We start from the raw sequence: 18199 nt of genomic DNA on the forward strand, positions 1-18199 counted from the left end.
GGAAATATGAACACCGCATTGCTGATCATCGACGTCCAGACCGCGCTGTGCTCAGGCGAAGAGGAATGCGTTGACAGCCAGCGCGTCATCCGGACCATCAACGACCTCGGTGTCAGGGCCAGGGCTCTTGGCCGGACGGTGATCCTGATCCAGCACGAAGAGTTGGAAGGCTCGCTGACGTATGGTTCTGCCGCCTGGCAACTGGCCGACGACCTGCTGACCGCTGCCGATGACCTGCGGGTGCGCAAGACCACGCCCGATGCCTTCTACCAGACCGATCTGCAACCGTTGTTGCAGGCCCGATGCATCGACCGCCTGGTGGTCTGCGGGCTGCAAACCGACTATTGCGTCAACGCTACCGTGCGCCAAGCCCATGCCCTCGGGTACGACGTGGTTTTGGCGGCCGATGCCCACTCCACGGTGGACAACGGCAGCATGGCGGCTGAGCAGATCATCGCCAATCACAACAACCGATTGGGGCGGCTGAGCAGTGCGGTGTCGCGGATCGATGTGGTGGCGGCGGCTGACATTCGCTTGTAGCCGTTACCCATTGCTTGGACTGCGGCAGGTTTGGGTTGGGGCACGCATTTTTGTGGCGAGGGAGCTTGCTCCCGCTGGGGCGCGAAGCGCCCCCCATGAAGCTGCCCACATCAACCGGACACACCGTGGCGCCTGGCCTTGGGGCCGCTGCGCAGCCCAGCGGGAGCAAGCTCCCTCGCCACAAAGGTCATCGTTCATGGATTACGAGATCACCACGGCAGCGCAAGCATTGGCAGCGGGAGACCCCGTGGCCGCGCTCAATCGCGTCGCGCTGCGCAACGATGCCCCGGCCCTCGCGCTTCGCGGCATTGCCATGGCGCAGTTGGGGGATCTGGTTCGGGCCAGGGCCCTGATGCGTCGGGCGAGTGCGGCCTTCGGGCCCAAGGAGGCCGTGGCACGGGCGCGCTGTGTAATCGCCGAAGGCGAAATCGCCCTGGCGTCCCGTGACCTGGCTTGGCCGATGAAGCGCCTCGACACCGCGCGGGCAGTGCTCGAAACCCACGGTGACCGGGCCAACGTCGCGCATGCCCACACGATCGAAATCCGTCGGCTGCTGTTGATCGGTCGGCTCGACGAGGCCGAACGCAGGCTCGTTGACCTGGAGCTTGCCTGCCTGCCCTGGGCATCACGGGCGGCTTGCGAGTTGGTGGCGGCGGGAATTGCCATGCGGCGCCTGCAAACACAGGCCGCCCGAGCCGCCCTCGAACGGGCTGGGCAGTGCGCACGGCAAGCGGGAATTGGCGCGTTGAGCGCGGAAATTGACAGCGCTTGGCGGCTACTGCGCACACCCGCCGCGCGGCTGATCGCCCGAGGCGAAGAGCGCTTGCTCGTGCTGGACGAGGTGCAAGCGCTGTTGGCCGGGCCGGCGTTGGTGGTGGACGCGTGCCGCTATGGGATCAGCGGCGCCGGCGTTCAGGTCAGCCTTGCCCGACGTCCGGTGTTGTTCGCCCTGGCGCGCGGGCTGGCGCAAGCCTGGCCTGGCGATGTGCCGAGGGAAACGCTGATGACCCAGGCCTTCGGCTTGAAACTGACGGATGAATCCCATCGCGCCCGGCTGCGGGTCGAGATGGGGCGGTTGCGTGCCACGCTTCGTCCGTTGGCGGACGTGCGGGCAACCCCGCGCGGTTTTACCTTGATGCCGCGACATGCCGACGAGGTCGTGGTGCTGGCGCGAGTTGTCGAGGAGCCCTATGGAGCGGTGCTGGCATTGCTGGCAGACGGTGAAGCCTGGTCCAGTTCAGCCCTGGCGCTGGCCCTGGACATCAGTCAGCGTAGCGTGCAGCGCGCCTTGGAAACGCTGGCCGCCGCCGGCAAGGCGCAGTCGTTCGGGCGCGCCAGGGCGCGTCGCTGGATGGCGCCACCGATGCCTGGATTCGCGACGGTATTGTTACTCACCGCGCTGCCATCGGAAGATTAGGCTGCAGTCACCCCCCATTGATGAGGCGAGTGAGATGAAACGTTCAGAGGCACAGATCCTGCGTGAATACGGTCCTTTCCCGGGCGTCGATTGCGTACACGGCGTGAGCCATGACGGCGAGCATGTCTGGTTCGCTTCAGGCGACAAGTTGCACGCCCTCGATCCCGCCAGTGGACAGACCGTGCATTCGCTTGATGTCCTGGCGAACGCGGGCACGGCGTTCGACGGTGAGCATTTATTCCAGATCGCCGGCGACAGCATCCGCAAGATCGATCCGCGCACCGGTCAGGTAGTGGCGACGATTCCGGCCCCCAACAGTGGTGATGATTCCGGCCTGGCGTGGGCCGAAGGATCGCTCTGGGTCGGCCAGTACAAGGCGCGCAAGATCCTGCAGATCGATCCAGACGACGGAAAGGTGCTGCGCACCATCGAATCCAACCGCTTTGTCACGGGTGTGACCTGGGTCGATGGCGAGCTTTGGCACGGCACCTGGGAAAACGATGAAAGTGACCTGCGACGTATTGATCCGCAAACGGCGCAAGTGCTGGAAAGCGTGACGATGCCGCCTGGGACCGGTGTGTCGGGGCTGGAGTCCGACGGGGCCGAGCGGTTTTTCTGTGGCGGCGGTGGCAGTGGCAAGGTGAGGGCGGTGCGTCGGCCGGCGTGAGCGCCAGCAGATTTGTCATAGTCCCCCTGTGGATGGCTCAGCATCGAGGACGGTTTTTCACGGCGCCCCAAGCACCATCGTCCAATACACCCCTGCATCGCTGCGCGAATCGCTGGCGGACGCTGCGCCCATCTGGGTGAACATCGGGTTCATCAGGTTGGCGCAGTGCCCCGGGCTGGCCAGCCAGTCTTGCATGGCCTGGCTCGGTGAGCGTTGACCGGCGGCGATGTTCTCGCCCAATTTATGCCCGCGAAAGCCGGCGCGCTTGGCCCGGTCGGAAGACGAGCGACCGTCCGGGTCGCGATGGGCGAAATAATTCTCGCGGGCCATCGACCGGCTGTGGCCCTGGGCGGCGGTTCCCAACGCGGCGTTCCAGCTCAGCGGCCGGGCCGCCGCGAAGCGCTGGCGCCCGCACATCCGCGGCTTGGCCCTGGCGGCGTTGACCTGGGCCAGCAGCGCCTTGTCCGCCGCACCCGCGTCACTTATCCGCGTGCCACTCATGGGTTGCGCCAGCACCACGCGCCATTCATCACCGACCCGATTGACGCCGATGTCGGCGTACTGGTTGTCCAGCAGCGCGGCGCAATGTTCGTCGGCCAGCATGTCGAAGGCTTCTTCGGCATCCCGCGCATCGGTCAGGCGGATGCTGCGCACGGCCCGGGCTTGGTAGCCGGCGTCTTTCAAGGTTTCCCGCAGGCCAGCGCGGAAGCCGATCGGCAAGCCCAGGCTCGAACGCAGCACCAGCGGCTGGGTGGCACGCACCGTACGCCATTCACAACGGCGCGACTGACTACGGAAATCGTTGATGGCGTCCACCAGTTGCCTTTCGCCGCGGGCGTGGGCAGGACTGGCCAATAAGGGCAACAGGACAAGCAAGCACAGCGAAACGAAACGGCAAGAGCGAACAGGGTGGCGCATGGGGCGAACGGCTCAAGAAGGGGGAGGTGCTTTAGCGCCAGGCTTGGCGCTGATCAGCTGGAAAACCCGTTGCTGCAGATCGGCGGGGTTTTCACGGCTGGGGTAGGACTGTGAGGTTGGAAACAAGTTTCAGGAAGGCGAGGATTATCTGCGGGCTTTCACAACACGATTGTGGCGAGGGGATTTAGCCAAACGTCGCCCCACCCTGTAGGAGCTGGCGAAGCCTGCGATCTTTTGATCCTTTGATCGTTCGCTTGCGACTTAATTGTCAGGGACAAGACCGCAGCCTCGTTGCACTCGACAGCTCCTACGGTAGCCCAGCGGGCGCCAGCTCAATTCGCCGTTTCAGCCACAGGCACCTTGACCCGCTCAACCCTGCGATAGGTCAGCAGCACGATGCCCGTCACCACAATCGCGCCACCCATCACCTGGCCCGGGTTGAGCATCTGGTCCAGCACCAGCCAGCCGATCAGCAGCGTGGCCAGCGGTTCGATGTTCATCACCGGGGCGTTGCGCGGCATGTCCAGGCGCGGCACGGAAATGAACAGCACGATGAACCCGGTACCGTAGAGCACCACCAGGGTCGCCAGGGCGAACCAGCCGGTGCTGCTGGCGGGCAGGTCGAAACCGCCGGGCAGGGCACCGGTGAGGCCGGCGAGGTTGACGCTGCTGAAGACGATGAAGATCGTCAGCAGGCTGCGGACCGAGCCGCGTACCTGGGACAACTTGTGGTCGGTGATCCACAGTGCGCAGGCAAAGGCGCAAGCAGCGCAGAAGGCCAGGCCCACCCCCAGCAGCCATTGCGGGCCGACGCTCTGTTCAGACGATAACCGCGCCGGCACTTCCAGCACGAACACCAGCCCCACCAGGATCATGCCCATCAACGCGGCGGTGCGCGCCGTCGGGCGTGGCCCGCCCAGGGCCCAGGTCAGCAAGGCCAGCAGGATCGGAAACACGTTGCCCACCAGCAGCGCCAACGCCACCGGCACCCGCGCCACGGCGGAGTACAGGCACAGGCTCTGGGCACCGATCAACAGCCCCAGCGTCAATTGCCAGCGCCACGCACCGGGCGGCAGGCGCAGGCTCTGTCGTTGCCAGAGCACCATCGCAGCCAGCACCAACAATGTTCCGCCCGAGCGCAGCAAGATCGCCAGCAGCACACCGGCACCGTCATCGAACGCGGCCCGCGCGGCGACGTGGTTGCCAGCGAAGGCACAGCCCATGCACAGCAGGACGAGCACCGCGAGGTGGCGGGGTAACGGCGTGGGGGTGTCAGATGCAGCGATGGGGCGAGTCATGGCAGTTGTCTCTAAGGCGGCCGCCAAGGCAAAAGGCCTCGGATCGGCTGTTTTTAGTTATAGGTTGTCGTACGACTGTAAGGTTTTTACCTTGTGGGGTGCAAGGGACATGGTGCGCTGGCCTGTGGGTTCTGGGGCATGGGTGGGGTTGCCTCGGTGTTTACTTGCTTTGGTGTGTATATCCGTTATTTCGGTAACGGCGGCTGGCGGTTCCGCTCTTACAGCGGGTCACTTTCGAAAAGCGCGAAAGTAACCAAAGCGCTTTTGCCCCACCACTCGGCACCTCGCTTAGGCTCGGTGTGCCCTCACTCCGGCATTGCTCCGTGGGCCCGCCGCGAAGGGCCATCCATGGCCCAGCGCGGCTACCTCGGCATCCATGCCGAGGTGCCCACTACGCAATACCTGCGTTCGGCCAGCGTGGTTAACGGGGCGCCTGAGATCAACGTCCACCGCGAGGCGGCCTAACAGCCGACCTGGTTCTTGGTGGAGACCGCGTTCCCCTGTGGGAGCGGGCTTGCTCGCGAAGGCGGTGGTTCAGCTACATAGATGCTGGACGTGTCGCGCTCTCGCTTTGCTTTGGATTTTGATCTCGACGCCCCGTCAAACCACGCTGGCCGAACGCAGGCATTGCGCAGTGGGCATCCCGGCATGGATGCCGGGATAGCCGCGCTGGGCCATGGATGGCCCTTCGCGGCGGCCCACGGAGCAATGCCTTCGTTCGGGCACACCGAGCCTAGGCGAGGTGCCAAGTGGTGGGGCAAGAGCGTTTTGGTTACTTTTGCGCTCTTCAAAAGTGACCCGCTGTAAGAGCGGAACCGCCAGCCGCCGTTACCGAAATAACGGATATACACACCAAATAAAAATGAACAGCATTACGCACATCGCCCCAGCGCTTTGCTGTACAACACTCAGGCCGCTGTGTCGTTTACAGCATTGCCCTTCGTGCGGAAAAAACTCATGCGCCTGGCCGATTTCATCCTCGACAATATCGAGCCGATTCTTCAGGCGTGGGAAGACTTCGCCAAAACCATCACCCCCGCGTCCATTGGCATGGATTCCGTGGCCCTGCGCGACCATGCCGAGCAGATGCTGCGCACCATCGCCGCTGACCTGCGCACCTCGCAAACGCGCAAGGAGGCGATTGCCAAGTCCCATGGCGAAGCCCCGCCGGTTGATGCCGAAACCGCCGCCGAAACCCATGCGGTCATCCGCCAGTCCTCGGGTTTCACCGTGGAACAAATGGTCTCCGAATACCGGGCCCTGCGCACCAGTGTGCTCATGCTCTGGATGCCGCATACGCAGTTGGATCACAAGCAGGTCATGGATGATCTGATTCGATTCAACGAGGCCGTGGACCAGGCCTTGGCCGAGTCCGTCGTCAGTTACTCGGGGGCGGTGGATGCGTCGCGCAACATCTTTCTCGGGATTCTGGGGCATGACCTGCGCAGCCCCTTGGGCGCGATCCTGCTGAGTTCCGAAGTGCTGCTGCGGGCGGGGGACCTGCCCGCCAAAGCCACCAAGATCACTTCGCGCATCTACACCAGCGTCAAGCGGGCCAACAAAATCGTCGGCGACCTGCTGGATTTCACCCGTACCCAACTCGGCTCGGGCATTCCGGTGCAGCGTTTCAACGGCGATCTGGTGGCCGCCTGCGAAGGCATGGTGGAGGAGGCGCGGGCCTATCACCCGGAAAGCAACATTGTCTTTAAAACGAGCGGTGCCCTGGAGGCGCTGTTTGATCCGGCCCGCATGGAGCAGGTATTCGCCAACCTGATTGGCAACGCCGTCAAGCATGGTGCCGAAGGCACGCCGGTGACTGTTTCGTTGAGCGTGGAAAAGGATATGGCTGTGATCGCGATCAACAACCAGGGCAAGCCTATCGAGAAAGAGGCCATTGCCAACATCTTCAACCCAATGGTCCGAAATCTGTGCAGCAGTGAAATGCAGTACGGTTCCACGGCTGGGCTCGGACTTGGCCTGCACATCGCTTCGGCGATCGTATCGGCCCATCAGGGCACCATCAAGGTCCACTCGCAGGCGCAAGTCGGCACGACCTTTACCGTTCGTATACCCCTGAACCCGGCTTGATCGACTGCCCGCAAGAGCAGGCCTCAATACTTGTACGATGTCTTATCACGTAGTAAAACTGTCGTCCCCGTCCAATAATAATTAACGGAGACGCACGATGGATGCTTCGCAATCTGCAACCGCCGCCGATCAGGGCCGTCGGGTATTCCTGAAAAAATCCCTGGTGGTCTCGGCCGCTGCCGCCGCCCTTGGCAACTTGCCAGGGCTCGCCCAGGCCGAGCCCTTGAGCCAGCGTTACCCGGACCCGCTGATCAATATCCTTGACCCCAGCTTCATGGACTTGCGCATCTTCAACGCCAGCGTGGAGAAACTCGCCAGCGGCCTGCGCTGGGCGGAAGGGCCGGTATGGGTCGGCGACGGTCGTTACCTGCTGGTCAGCGACATTCCCAACAACCGCATCGTGCGCTGGGATGAAATCACCGGTGGCCTGTCGGTCTATCGCGAAAATTCCAACTTCTCCAACGGCATGTGCCGCGATCGCCAGGGCCGGCTGCTGGTGTGCGAAGGCTCCACCACCGCCAGCGAAGGCCGACGCATCACCCGCACCGAGCACAACGGCACGATCACCGTGCTGGCGGACAGTTTTGAAGGCAAGCCGCTGAACTCGCCCAACGACATCGTCTGCAAGCGGGACGGTTCGGTCTGGTTCACCGACCCACCGTTCCAGACCGGCAACAACTACGAGGGGCACAAAGTCACCCCTGCCCAGCCTCACGCGGTGTATCGCATCGACGGCGAAACCGGCAAGGTCAGTCGGGTGATCGACGACCTGGCGGGGCCGAACGGGCTGTGCTTTTCCCCGGATGAGAAAACCCTCTACGTGGTCGAAGGCCGTGCCAAGCCCAACCGCTTGATCTGGGCCATCACCGTCAAGGACGACGGCACGCTGGGCGAGCGGCGCAAGCACATCGAAGGCCTGGATTACGCGGCGATCGACGGGATCAAATGCGATGAAAGCGGCAACCTCTGGTGCGGCTGGGGCGGCAATGGCGACCCCAAGGCCGACCTGGAAAAACTCGACGGCGTGCGGGTGTTCAACCCTGAAGGCAAGGCCATCGGGCACATCTCCCTGCCGGAACGCTGCCCCAACGTCTGCTTCGGCGGGCGGGAAGGCAATCGATTGTTCATGGCCGGCAGCCATTCGTTGTATTCGTTGTTCGTGAATACACGGGGGGCGACGTTTGCCTGAGTGAACGGTTCTCCGTTGTGGCGAGGAGTTGCCTGCTGGGCTCTGTAGGAGCTGGCGAAGCCTGCGATCTTTTGATCTTGATCTTGATCTTGATCTTTCACTTGAGATTCAAGTGTCTGGGGAAAGATCGCAGCCTCGTTGCACTCGACAGCTCCTACACGGCTCCTACACAGCTCCTACAGGGCGCGCGCCAGCGGGAGTAAGCGCTGGCCGCGGATGTTCTGTGTTGTCTGATGGGCTCAGGATTGTCCGCAACTCCATAGCTCCACGGTCGGCTGGCCCTCTGTCGGCAGCCCCAGCCAATGGCTCATCGGCCGACAACCGCCATCGAAACACAATTGATAGTCGCCGGCCTGGGGCGTGCGGCCCAGTTTCAGCGGTTGCAGCGGCGGCATCTGGCGTTGGTAGTGCCAGCTGCCGTTTTCCAGCCGGGCGCCTTCGGGTATCTCCATGCCCGCGCCATTGCCTTTGACCCTGGCTTCACCCAGGACCAGCCCCTGTGCGGTCACGCGATAATCTTCCTCCCAGCGGACCTTTTCGATGGTGTGGTTCCATGCCAGCGTGAAATCGGCAACGGGAAGTTGTGCCCAGGTCACCCCGGCCAAGCCCAGGCACAAACCGATCACGCCAAGGCCCGTCCGGCACGTCGCGAGCGCCAGATGTGCTGGAAGATCATCAGTCCGGCCAGCACGAAGCCGATCTCATCCGTCAGCGGCAGGGCCACCACTAGCAACGCACCAGCCGCAAAGCACAGCATGCGCTCCCAGACCGGCATTTTCTGTTGCAGATAACCGGTGGATGCCATGCCCCAAAGCCCGACGGCCAACAACGTCTTGACCAGCATGTACGCGGTCATCCACAGGTTGTCGCCCTGGAGCATCAGGGCCGGGTTGTAGACCGCCATGAACGGAATGACGAAGCCGGCGAGGGCGATGCGCACCGCCCAGAAGCTGATCTTCAGGCCACTTTCCCGGGCAATGGGCGCGGCAGCGAAACAAGCCAGCGCCACCGGCGGCGTCAGGTCGGCGAGGATGCCGAAATAGAACACGAACATGTGCGAAACGATCAGCGGCACGCCCAGTTCCAGCAGGGCGGGCGCGGCGATCGAGCTGGTGATGATGTAGTTGGGAATGGTCGGGATGCCCATGCCCAGCACCAGGCAAGTGAGCATGGTGAGGATCAGCGACAGCAACAGGTTGTCCCTGCCGATTGCGAGGATGTAGCCGGCAAAAGTGGAGGCCACGCCGGTCAGCGACACCACCGCGATGATGCTGCCCACCAAGGCGCAGGCGATCCCCACTGGAACGGCATGACGCGCGCCATCGACCAACGCGTGCAGGCAGATGACCAGGGTTTCCCGCGTGCCTTGCATGAACCAGCAGACCACCACCAACACGCCGATCACCGCGAACACGACACCGATGCCCAACCGGAAAAAACCGACGCACAGCAGCCCCAAGGCGATCCAGAAGGCACAGCGCAACGCGTAGTTCGAGACCTTGAGAATGATCGCCGAGCCGAGAATCACGATGGCTGTCAATGCCAGGCCCACCATGCCGGAAAACAGCGGTGTGCGTCCGGAAAACAGCAGGTAGACCAACACCCCGAGCGGGATCAACAGGTACCAGTTTTCCTTGACCGCGCCCCAGGCGCTGGGGCATTGGTCCTTGGGCAAGCCCTTGAGGTCGGAGCGTTTGGCTTCCAGGTGAACCATCCAGAACACCGAGCCGAAATACAGGCAGGCGGGTATCAGCGCAGCCTTGGCGATTTCCACGAACGGCACATTGATGGTTTCGGCCATGATGAAGGCCACCGCGCCCATTACCGGCGGCATGATCTGGCTGCCCATGCTGGAAGTCGCTTCCACGCCGCCGGCAAACGCGGCCTTGTAGCCGAAGCGCTTCATTAGCGGGATGGTGAATTGCCCGGTGGTGACCACGTTGGCGATGCCCGAGCCGGTGATGGTGCCCATCAACGCCGATGACACCACGGCCACTTTCGCCGGCCCGCCCAGTTTGTGGCCGAACAGGCCCATGGCGAAGTCGGTGAACAGCTTGATCATGCCGGCCTTTTCCAGGAAGGCGCCGAACAGGATGAACAGAAAGATGTAGGTGGCTGAGACATAGGTTGGCGTGCCGTACAAGCCTTCGGTGCCGAACGACAGTTGGTTGATGATTTGGTCGACGCCATAGCCGCGATGGGCCAAATCCCCCGGCAGATATTCGCCAAACAGGCCATAGGCCAGGAACAGGCCGCAAATGATCGGCAGCGCGATGCCCATCACCCGCCGGGCGGCTTCGAAGACCAGCACGATCAGGATCACGCCGATGATCATGTCGGCGGTGGTCAGGTCGCCTGAGCGCTGGATCAGGTCGGCCTCGAACACCCATTGATAGAGCGCCGTTGCCACGCCTGCCAGGCTCAAGACCCAGGCCAGGGGTTGCCAGGGGCGCTGTCTGCCATAGGCTGGGTAGCTGAGGAACACCACCCACAGCAGGAAGCCGACATGCACCGCCCGCAGCACGATGCTGGAGACCGGAGAAAATGCGGCGGTGATGATCTGAAACACTGAAAACAGCAAGGCCACGTAAAACAGTGTCTTGGGCCAGTCCCGCGGGTCCGTGGCGATGCCGTGCTGGTCTTCACTCATGAGGTGCCTGCCTTCTGTTCACATTCAAGGGGCGAAAACACAACGCATCAACGGCGCCGGGCGCCGTTGATGCGTGGGGCTACAGCGCGCCCACTTCCTTGTAGTAGCGCTCGGCACCCGGGTGGAGTGCGATCGGCAGGTTTTTCGCGGCGTTTTTCAGGGTGATGTCCTTGGCCGCCGAATGGGAAGTGCCCAGGCGAGTGAGGTTCTCGAAGAGCAGCTTGGTCATCTGGTACGCCACCTCATCCGGGACATCCTCGCGGGTGACCAGAATGTTGGTGATGGCCACGGTCGGTACGGCGTCGGTCTGGCCGTCGTAGGTATTGGCCGGAATCATTGCGCTCTGGTAGGCCGGGTTAGCGATTTTCTCCACCACATCGGTGGGCACCGATACATAGCTCAGCGCCATGGTCGAGGCCAGGTCACGAATGGCCGCCATCCCCAGGCCGGAGGACTGCAGTGTGGCATCCAGTTGGCGGTTCTTGATCAAATCCACCGACTCAGCGAACGGCAAGTACTGGACCTTCATGTCCTGGTAGGTCAGCCCCGCGGCCTTGAAGATCGCCCGGGCATTGAGTTCGGTGCCGGATTTTGCCGCGCCGACGGAAACGGTCTTGCCCTTGAGGTCGGCCAATGTCTTGATGCCGGACTCCTGGCTGGCGACGATCTGGATGTAATTGGGGTAGGTGCCGGCGATGGCGCGCAGCTTTTTCAATGGCTTCTTGAAGCCGGCGTCCTCCACGCCGTTATTCGCATCGGCCACCGAATCGGCCAGGGCCAGGGCCAGTTCCCCACGCCCGGCCTGCAGCAGATTGAGGTTTTCCACCGAGGCCTTGGTGGCCTGCACCGATGTCTTGGCGTCCTGGATGCCACTGCTGTAGATCTGCGACAGCCCGACCCCGATCGGGTAATAAACCCCACTGGTGCCCCCCGTCAGGATGTTGATATACACCGGGGCTGCCTGGGCCGCGGTGCTGACCACCAGGGCTGCCGCAGCGGCCAGGAGGGTGAAGCGCTTGTTGACTTGCATGGGGACCTCTCCGTCTTGTTATGGCTGTATGCAGAGTCTTTCCACTGTAGTTCAAACGGGGGCGGTGGCGAGTCGAGCTGTGGTCAGGAGGTTTTTGTGGTGAGTGATTCATCTCCTCACCACAGGTTTCTGGTTATGCCAGGGGCGCCGTACTGCCACGCACCGTCAACTCAAACGGCAACACCACATGCCGCTCGGCAATCGGTTTTTTCTCGATCAGGGCAATCAGCATCTCTACCGCTTTTTGACCAAACGCTTCGGCCGGCTGCGCAATGGTGGTCAAGGGCGGGTCGCAATAGGCGGCGAACGGGATGTCATCAAACCCCACCAGGGAAATATCCTCGGGCACTCGCAGGCCCATTTGTTTGATGCGCCTGAGCGCGCCGATGGCCATCTCATCGTTTTCACAGAACAACGCACTGGGCCGATCGGCCAGCGCCAACATCGCGCCGGCGCCGTCATCACCGGCCTTCAAGGTGAAGTCGCCATGGCAGATCAGGCTGGGGTCGACGGCGATGCCGGCCTGGCTCAGGGCATCCTGGTAGCCGGCCACGCGGTCCAGGGTCAGGGGGCTGCTGCGTGGCCCCTTGATGATGCCGATGCGGCGGTGGCCGAGGCCGATCAGGTGCTCGGTCATGGCCTGGGCGGCGGCACGGTTGTCGAGGCTGATGGTCGGGTAGGGGGCGTGCTTGACCACTTCGCAGGCGTTGACCAGCGGCAGGCTTTCGGCGCCAGCGGGCATCGATTCGAAAGGATCGCTGGCGCGTAGCTGGATCACCCCGTCGGCCTGGTGGGCGTAGACCAGCGCGGCAAATTCCCGCTCGATTTGCACCTGGCCCTGGGTGTCGCACAGCAGCAAACGATAGCCTGCCGCCTGCGCGGCCTGCTGCGCGCCGCTGATGACCCGGGCGAAAAACGTGTTGGCGATGGCCGGGACCAGGATCACTAAGTTGCCGGTGCGGCGGGAGCGAAATTGCACCGCCATCAGGTTGGGCCGATAGCCGGCCTGTTCCACCGCAGCGTTGACCTTGTCCCGCGTCTCGGGAAGCACCCGCTCGGGCGATTTCAGGGTTCTGGACACCGTGGCTACCGACACACCGGCCAGCCGGGCCACTTCACGAATGTTGGACAAAATCACCTCAGGGGCAGGGGCTACGGTTGGGGAGCTTACCGCAGGTTGAGCGCCGCACACATATTCCGCGGTGAACCCTTTAGGTTTGACACGCGGGAAAACTGAGCCTAGATTTCCGCCATGATGTAACCGGTTACATCATCATCCTCACAGGAAGACAATCGCGATGAATCCTGTAGCACCGAAAATAAGAATGGGCTTCGTCGGCGGTGGAGAGGGCGCGTTCATCGGCCAGGCCCACCGTCAGGCCGCGGGCCTGGACGGCAGTTTCGAACTGGTCTGTGGCGCCTTCAGCCGCGACCCGCACAACACCCGGCAGACCGGCGCGTCCCTGGGCCTGGCCGGGTCCCGTTGTTACCATGATTGGCAGCAAATGCTCGACACCGAAGCGCTGCTGCCGCTGGATCAGCGCATGGAACTGCTAGTGATTGTCACCCCCAATCACCTCCATGCACCCATTGCCAGCCAGGCCTTGAAAGCCGGTTTCCATGTGTTCAGCGAGAAACCCGCCGCGCTGGACCTCAACGAGTTGCTGGCCCTGCGGGAAGTGCTGCAAGGCAGCCGTTGCCTCTACGGCCTGGCCCACACCTACCTGGGCTATCCCATGGTTTGGCAAGCCCGGGAGATGGTGCGTTCGGGCGAGATCGGCCAGGTGCGCAAAGTGCTGGTCGAGTACCCCCAAGGCTGGCTCAGCCAGGATGTCGCCGCCCAGGGTAATAAACAGGCCGAGTGGCGCGACGACCCCGGGCAGTCCGGCCTGGGCGGGTGCATCGGCGACATCGGCACCCACGCGTTTTCCCTGGCCGAGTTCGTCGCAGACCAGCCTATCCAACAGCTATGCGCCACCTTGGGCACGCACATCCCGGGCCGGCAATTGGATGACGACGCCGCGATGCTGTTCAAGATGGCGGGCGGTGCCAGCGGTGTGTTGATCGCAAGCCAGGTCTGCACCGGCGAAGAGAACCCGCTGAAGATTCGCGTCTACGGCGACAAAGGCGCCTTGGAGTGGCGCCAGGAAGAACCGGCGAGCCTGATCCATCGCGCCGTTGACCAACCCCTGCGCATCTTGCGTAGCGGTGTTGGCCAGCCGTGGCTGTGCGCGGCGGCCACGCGGCGCATGCGCCTGCCGGCCGGGCATCCCGAGGGCTACCTGGAGGCCATGGCCAACCTCTACGGCGATTTCGCCCACGCCATCCGCAACCATGTCGAAGGCCCTGACGCCCCAGGCGTTCCCGGCATCGAGACCGGTTTGCGCGGCATGGCATTCATCGAGGCCGCCATCCTCAACCACCGTGGCGAGGCGAAATGGACCGCCGTGCAGACCGGAGCATCCCTGTTGTGAATACCCTCGACAAGACACCGAGCGGCTTGCGCGGCCCAGGTATTTTCCTCGCGCAATTCATGTCCGCCGAAGCGCCGTTCGACACCCTGGCCAACATCGCCCAGTGGGCGGCGTCGCAAGGCTACAAGGCCATTCAACTACCGACCTCGGGTACGCAATACATCGACCTGGCCCGGGCCGCCGAGAGCCAGGCTTATTGCGACGAACTCAAGGCCACCTGTGCCCAGGCCGGTGTCGAGATCAGCGAGTTATCGACGCACCTGCAAGGCCAGTTGGTGGCGGTGCACCCGGCGTTCGACGCGCTGTTCGACGACTTCGCCCCGGCGCATCTGCGCGGCCAGCCCCAGGCGCGCACCGAATGGGCGATCGAGCAACTCAAGCTGGCCGCCCGTGCCAGCCAGCGGTTGGGCCTAAAGGCCCATGCGACGTTTTCCGGCGCGCTGCTGTGGCCGTATCTCTACCCCTGGCCGCAGCGCCCGGCGGGCCTGGTGGAGCAGGGGTTCGCCGAACTGGCCCGGCGCTGGTTGCCGATTCTCGACTGCTTCGACGCGGCGGGGGTGGACCTTTGCTACGAAATCCACCCCGGCGAAGACCTCCACGACGGGGCCTCGTTCGAGCGTTTCCTTGCGGCCGTCGATCATCACCCGCGGGCGGCGATCCTCTACGACCCCAGCCATCTGCTGCTGCAACAGATGGACTACCTGGGCTTCATCGACCGCTACCACGCGCGCATCCGCATGTTCCACGTCAAGGACGCCGAATTCCGCCCTGATGCCCGTTCCGGGGTGTATGGCGGTTACCAGGGCTGGGTCGATCGGCCCGGGCGGTTCCGTTCGTTGGGCGATGGCCAGATCGATTTCAAATCGATCTTCAGCAAACTGACCCAATACGATTTCAGCGGTTGGGCGGTCCTGGAATGGGAGTGCTGCCTGAAGGATTCGCAACAGGGCGCGGCAGAAGGCGCGGCGTTTATCCAGCGGCACATGATCAGCAAGACTCGCAAGGCGTTCGATGATTTTGCTGGTGTAACGGCGGACGAAGACTCCAACCGGCGGCTGTTGGGTTTACCCCCAATACCAAAAGCGTAAACCCCTGTGGCGAGGGAGCTTGCTCCCGCTGGGCTGCGCAGCAACCCCAAACAGGCTGGCGCGGTTTTTCAGAAACACCGCGTCAGGAGGTTTTACGACTGCTGCGCAGCCGAGCGGGAGCAAGCTCCCTCGCCACAAAAGCAGGCAGCCCACAAAGCAGGCCACAAAAGCGGCGCAAGGTTTTTCATTTTCACAAGAACAACAATAAAACGGTGACTGTCATGATCACGATGAACGCACGCCTGGGCGTGATGATGTTCCTGCAGTTCTTTATCTGGGGTGGCTGGTTCGTCACCCTGGGGACTTTCCTCTCCAGCACGCTGGGCGCCAGCGGCGGGCAGATCGGCATGGCGTTTTCCACGCAGTCGTGGGGGGCGATCATTGCGCCGTTCGTCATCGGCCTGATCGCCGATCGCTACTTCAATGCCGAACGGATCCTGGCGGTGCTGCACCTGTTGGGTGCGGTGTTGCTGTATCAGCTGTATTCGGCGGCGGATTTCAGTGTGTTCTACCCGTACGTGCTGGCGTACATGGTGGTCTACATGCCGACGCTGGCCCTGGTCAATTCCGTGGCGTTCCGGCAGATGCGCGACCCGGCGCTGGAGTTCTCGCGCATCCGGGTGTGGGGCACGATTGGTTGGATCGTCGCGGGTGTGGTGATCAGTTTTGTGTTCGCCTGGGATTCGCGCGAAGCGATCTCGGCAGGCGGCTTGCGCAATACGTTCCTGATGGCGGCCATCGCGTCCCTGATCCTTGGGCTCTACAGCTTCACGCTACCGGCCACGGCACCGCTCAAGGAGCAGGCCAGCGCTGGCGGCGTCAAGCAACTGCTGGGGCTGGACGCGTTGGGGTTGTTGAAGGACCGCAGCTACCTGGTGTTCTTCATCGCCTCGATCCTGATCTGCATTCCCTTGGCCTTTTATTACCAGAATGCCAACCCGTTCCTGGCCGAAACCGGCATGACCAACCCGACGGCAAAAATGGCCATCGGGCAGGTCTCGGAAGTGTTGTTCATGCTGCTGTTGCCGCTGTTCATCCAGCGCTTCGGCATCAAGCTGGCGCTGTTGGTGGGCATGCTGGCGTGGGCGTTGCGTTATGTATTGTTCGCCTACGGCAATAACGGCGACCTGGCATTCATGCTGTTCACCGGCATTGCCTTGCACGGCATCTGTTATGACTTCTTTTTTGTTTCGGGGCAGATCTACACCGATGCCAAGGCGCCGAAGCATTTGCGCAGTTCGGCCCAGGGCCTGATTACCCTGGCGACCTACGGCGTGGGGATGTTGATCGGTTTCTGGGTGGCGGGGCAGGTGACCGATCACTTTGTCGTGGCCGGCGGTCATGATTGGCAGAGCATCTGGCTGTTCCCGGCCGGTTTCGCGCTGCTGGTATTGGCCTGCTTCCTGTTTACCTTCCGTGGCCAGCAGGCGCTCGTTGCGCCGTCAAAGGCCTGAAACAGCGCTGGGCGTCAGTCATTTGTGACTGGCGCTCAGCTTGGTGTAGGTCACTTTCCCGCCTTCATTGGAGTAGCCCTTGTTGTCCAAGGTGTAGACGCCGGCCTTGAAATAGAAGTTATAGCCATACCAGGACGGGTCCAGCTTCACCTGTTTGCCGGTGTTGCCGATCAGCACCGAGAGCTTGCCTTGCTTGTCCATTTGCAGCGAGTAGGAGAAGGCTTTGTTCAGCGGCACGTTAGGCACGGTGTAGATCACCGGGCTCTTCTTGTCCTTGGGCTTGACCCGGTACTCCACGTCGATATTGCCGGTGCCCTTGGCGTAGCGGTACACCAGTTTGAGCAAGGGTGTCGGCGCATCCTTGGCGTGAATCTGCGCCACCACCACACGACCTTCGGAAGGCACCTGGTTCACCGACAGCTCACCCTTGAGGGTGTTGGTGCCGCTGTTGTAGCGCCAGTTGCGGTGTTTCCCGTCCCTGCTGGTTTCCCGCAGTTCGGAACGCGGGTATTTGCTGTTACCGGTGTGGGAGCCGGTGACGGGCGCCCAGAAGATGATCCTCTGGCCGTTATTGTCGAAATACTTGTTCTTCAAGGTCGGCATGGCTTTGGTCGCCACGACCTGCGCCGGCGTTTGCACCGGCAGGGTTACGCTCCAGACAGTTACGTCAATCATGATGAAAACCTCCAACGGAAGCGGCCGTTACCTGGCGGCCGTCAAGACAAAGAACTGCCTTCCGTGGCGTTGTTTTCATGTTATCGACGAGGCCCTGCTTCGCTGGAGGCGCACCTGACGGATGGCTCTGCGATGAGCCTTTCAGGCGCTGAATTGGGCGGATTTTCGTGTGTCAATTTGTTGCTGATCGGTTAGAGTACGCGCCGCCCGAGAGACGGATCCCGGGCGTTTTCTCATGGAGTATTCAATGAATCACATCAGCAAAGTTGTCGCCTGCGCAGTGTTTGGCCTGGCCCTGGCGGGTTGCACCGGCACCCCGATGAAGACCCAGCAATACGACAGCAGCCAATACACCGTGGTCGGCCACAGTGAAGCCAAGGCCACCGGCCTGCTGCTGTTCGGCGTGATCCCGATTCGCCAGAACAACCGTTTCGTGCGTGCCCAGGACGCGGCCATCAAGGCCAAGGGCGGCGACGCCATGATCAACACCCAAGTCCAGGAAAACTGGTTCTGGGCCTGGGTCCTGACCGGCTACACCACCTCGGTGTCCGGTGATGTGGTCAAGCTGAAAAACGTTCAGTAATAGCCAGCTTTAAAGTAGGTGAGCGCCGGTTGTAAAGGCGCTTACCTGTGGCGAGGGAGCTTGCTCCCGCTGGGGCGCGCAGCGGCCCCGTTTTTTTGCGGTCGCTGCGCAACCGAGCGGGAGCAAGC

The 18199-nt window shown here is 62.6% G+C and carries 17 protein-coding genes; 10 read left to right on the forward strand and 7 right to left on the reverse strand.

Annotated features, from left to right (window positions below):
* The first annotated feature begins 6 nt into the window (after window positions 1–6).
* The 3 genes from LQ215_RS06050 (at window position 7) to LQ215_RS06060 (ending at window position 2624) form a co-directional block, all read left to right on the forward strand.
* On the forward strand, window positions 7–540 hold the full coding sequence (locus LQ215_RS06050; RefSeq protein ID WP_230147949.1) for a cysteine hydrolase family protein: 534 nt from the start codon (window positions 7–9) through the stop codon (window positions 538–540).
* A gap of 196 nt (window positions 541–736) precedes the next feature.
* A complete protein-coding gene (locus LQ215_RS06055) occupies window positions 737–1957 on the forward strand; it encodes a helix-turn-helix domain-containing protein (protein ID WP_230147950.1) in 1221 nt (406 codons plus the stop codon).
* A gap of 34 nt (window positions 1958–1991) precedes the next feature.
* On the forward strand, window positions 1992–2624 hold the full coding sequence (locus tag LQ215_RS06060; protein WP_230147952.1) for a Vgb family protein: 633 nt from the start codon (window positions 1992–1994) through the stop codon (window positions 2622–2624).
* Window positions 2625–2681: 57 nt separating this feature from the next.
* Here LQ215_RS06060 and LQ215_RS06065 read toward each other — a convergent pair whose 3' ends face one another.
* On the reverse strand, window positions 2682–3542 hold the full coding sequence (locus tag LQ215_RS06065; RefSeq protein ID WP_230147954.1) for a CAP domain-containing protein: 861 nt from the start codon (window positions 3540–3542) through the stop codon (window positions 2682–2684).
* Window positions 3543–3874: 332 nt separating this feature from the next.
* Entirely contained in the window at window positions 3875–4840 is a 966-nt protein-coding gene (locus LQ215_RS06070) for an EamA family transporter (RefSeq protein ID WP_290369094.1), read from the reverse strand.
* Window positions 4841–5137: 297 nt separating this feature from the next.
* Between LQ215_RS06070 and LQ215_RS06075 the strand changes: the two genes are divergently transcribed.
* The 3 genes from LQ215_RS06075 to LQ215_RS06085 all read left to right on the forward strand — a co-directional run bounded on the left by LQ215_RS06075 (window position 5138) and on the right by LQ215_RS06085 (window position 8117).
* Window positions 5138–5305, forward strand: a complete 168-nt coding sequence (locus tag LQ215_RS06075; protein ID WP_230147978.1) for a nucleoid-structuring protein H-NS — start codon at window positions 5138–5140, stop codon at window positions 5303–5305.
* Window positions 5306–5797: 492 nt separating this feature from the next.
* Complete coding sequence (locus LQ215_RS06080) at window positions 5798–6928, forward strand: sensor histidine kinase (RefSeq protein WP_230147956.1); 1131 nt, start codon at window positions 5798–5800, stop codon at window positions 6926–6928.
* A 97-nt stretch (window positions 6929–7025) separates the two neighbouring features.
* Window positions 7026–8117 carry an SMP-30/gluconolactonase/LRE family protein gene (locus tag LQ215_RS06085; RefSeq protein ID WP_230147958.1) on the forward strand — a complete coding sequence of 364 codons (1092 nt, stop codon included), beginning with the start codon at window positions 7026–7028 and terminating at the stop codon, window positions 8115–8117.
* A gap of 239 nt (window positions 8118–8356) precedes the next feature.
* Here the strand turns inward: LQ215_RS06085 and LQ215_RS06090 are convergent, their stop codons facing one another.
* The 4 genes from LQ215_RS06090 to LQ215_RS06105 form a co-directional block, all read right to left on the reverse strand.
* Entirely contained in the window at window positions 8357–8743 is a 387-nt protein-coding gene (locus LQ215_RS06090) for a DUF1850 domain-containing protein (RefSeq protein WP_230147960.1), read from the reverse strand.
* On the reverse strand, window positions 8740–10767 hold the full coding sequence (locus LQ215_RS06095) for a TRAP transporter permease (protein ID WP_230147962.1): 2028 nt from the start codon (window positions 10765–10767) through the stop codon (window positions 8740–8742). Before LQ215_RS06095 ends, LQ215_RS06090 begins: the two co-directional genes overlap by 4 nt.
* A gap of 79 nt (window positions 10768–10846) precedes the next feature.
* The gene (locus tag LQ215_RS06100) at window positions 10847–11797 is read right to left on the reverse strand and encodes a TAXI family TRAP transporter solute-binding subunit (protein WP_230147964.1); all 951 of its coding nucleotides are present in this window, start codon (window positions 11795–11797) and stop codon (window positions 10847–10849) included.
* A 133-nt stretch (window positions 11798–11930) separates the two neighbouring features.
* Window positions 11931–12929 (reverse strand): LacI family DNA-binding transcriptional regulator, encoded by a 999-nt coding sequence (locus LQ215_RS06105; protein ID WP_230147966.1) that lies wholly within the window; start codon window positions 12927–12929, stop codon window positions 11931–11933.
* A gap of 166 nt (window positions 12930–13095) precedes the next feature.
* Here LQ215_RS06105 and LQ215_RS06110 point away from each other — a divergent pair, with 166 nt between their 5' ends.
* From LQ215_RS06110 to LQ215_RS06120, 3 genes are all read left to right on the forward strand, one after another.
* Window positions 13096–14271 carry a Gfo/Idh/MocA family protein gene (locus LQ215_RS06110; protein WP_230147967.1) on the forward strand — a complete coding sequence of 392 codons (1176 nt, stop codon included), beginning with the start codon at window positions 13096–13098 and terminating at the stop codon, window positions 14269–14271.
* Window positions 14268–15359 (forward strand): sugar phosphate isomerase/epimerase family protein, encoded by a 1092-nt coding sequence (locus tag LQ215_RS06115; RefSeq protein ID WP_230147969.1) that lies wholly within the window; start codon window positions 14268–14270, stop codon window positions 15357–15359. The genes LQ215_RS06110 and LQ215_RS06115 overlap by 4 nt, the downstream gene beginning before the upstream one ends.
* Before the next feature lie 221 nt (window positions 15360–15580).
* Complete coding sequence (locus tag LQ215_RS06120; protein ID WP_230147971.1) at window positions 15581–16813, forward strand: nucleoside permease; 1233 nt, start codon at window positions 15581–15583, stop codon at window positions 16811–16813.
* An 18-nt stretch (window positions 16814–16831) separates the two neighbouring features.
* Here LQ215_RS06120 and LQ215_RS06125 read toward each other — a convergent pair whose 3' ends face one another.
* Complete coding sequence (locus LQ215_RS06125; RefSeq protein WP_230147972.1) at window positions 16832–17488, reverse strand: polysaccharide lyase family 7 protein; 657 nt, start codon at window positions 17486–17488, stop codon at window positions 16832–16834.
* Window positions 17489–17735: 247 nt separating this feature from the next.
* Between LQ215_RS06125 and LQ215_RS06130 the strand changes: the two genes are divergently transcribed.
* Window positions 17736–18071, forward strand: a complete 336-nt coding sequence (locus tag LQ215_RS06130; RefSeq protein ID WP_100264074.1) for a hypothetical protein — start codon at window positions 17736–17738, stop codon at window positions 18069–18071.
* The last annotated feature ends 128 nt before the right edge of the window (window positions 18072–18199 follow it).

Origin of the sequence: Pseudomonas brassicacearum, assembly GCF_918698105.1 — a bacterium.
GTDB lineage: Bacteria > Pseudomonadota > Gammaproteobacteria > Pseudomonadales > Pseudomonadaceae > Aquipseudomonas > Aquipseudomonas brassicacearum_F.

Bases quoted from the DNA above. Each gene is read 5' to 3' on its own strand.
- LQ215_RS06085 (WP_230147958.1), top strand. From the start codon at position 7,026: ATGGATGCTTCGCAATCTGCAACCGCCGCCGATCAGGGCCGTCGGGTA.
- LQ215_RS06130 (WP_100264074.1), top strand. From the start codon at position 17,736: ATGAATCACATCAGCAAAGTTGTCGCCTGCGCAGTGTTTGGCCTGGCC.
- LQ215_RS06120 (WP_230147971.1), top strand. From the start codon at position 15,581: ATGATCACGATGAACGCACGCCTGGGCGTGATGATGTTCCTGCAGTTC.
- LQ215_RS06070 (WP_290369094.1), bottom strand. From the start codon at position 4,840: ATGACTCGCCCCATCGCTGCATCTGACACCCCCACGCCGTTACCCCGC.
- LQ215_RS06080 (WP_230147956.1), top strand. From the start codon at position 5,798: ATGCGCCTGGCCGATTTCATCCTCGACAATATCGAGCCGATTCTTCAG.
- LQ215_RS06050 (WP_230147949.1), top strand. From the start codon at position 7: ATGAACACCGCATTGCTGATCATCGACGTCCAGACCGCGCTGTGCTCA.
- LQ215_RS06060 (WP_230147952.1), top strand. From the start codon at position 1,992: ATGAAACGTTCAGAGGCACAGATCCTGCGTGAATACGGTCCTTTCCCG.
- LQ215_RS06110 (WP_230147967.1), top strand. From the start codon at position 13,096: ATGAATCCTGTAGCACCGAAAATAAGAATGGGCTTCGTCGGCGGTGGA.
- LQ215_RS06065 (WP_230147954.1), bottom strand. From the start codon at position 3,542: ATGCGCCACCCTGTTCGCTCTTGCCGTTTCGTTTCGCTGTGCTTGCTT.
- LQ215_RS06095 (WP_230147962.1), bottom strand. From the start codon at position 10,767: ATGAGTGAAGACCAGCACGGCATCGCCACGGACCCGCGGGACTGGCCC.
- LQ215_RS06100 (WP_230147964.1), bottom strand. From the start codon at position 11,797: ATGCAAGTCAACAAGCGCTTCACCCTCCTGGCCGCTGCGGCAGCCCTG.
- LQ215_RS06055 (WP_230147950.1), top strand. From the start codon at position 737: ATGGATTACGAGATCACCACGGCAGCGCAAGCATTGGCAGCGGGAGAC.
- LQ215_RS06125 (WP_230147972.1), bottom strand. From the start codon at position 17,488: ATGATTGACGTAACTGTCTGGAGCGTAACCCTGCCGGTGCAAACGCCG.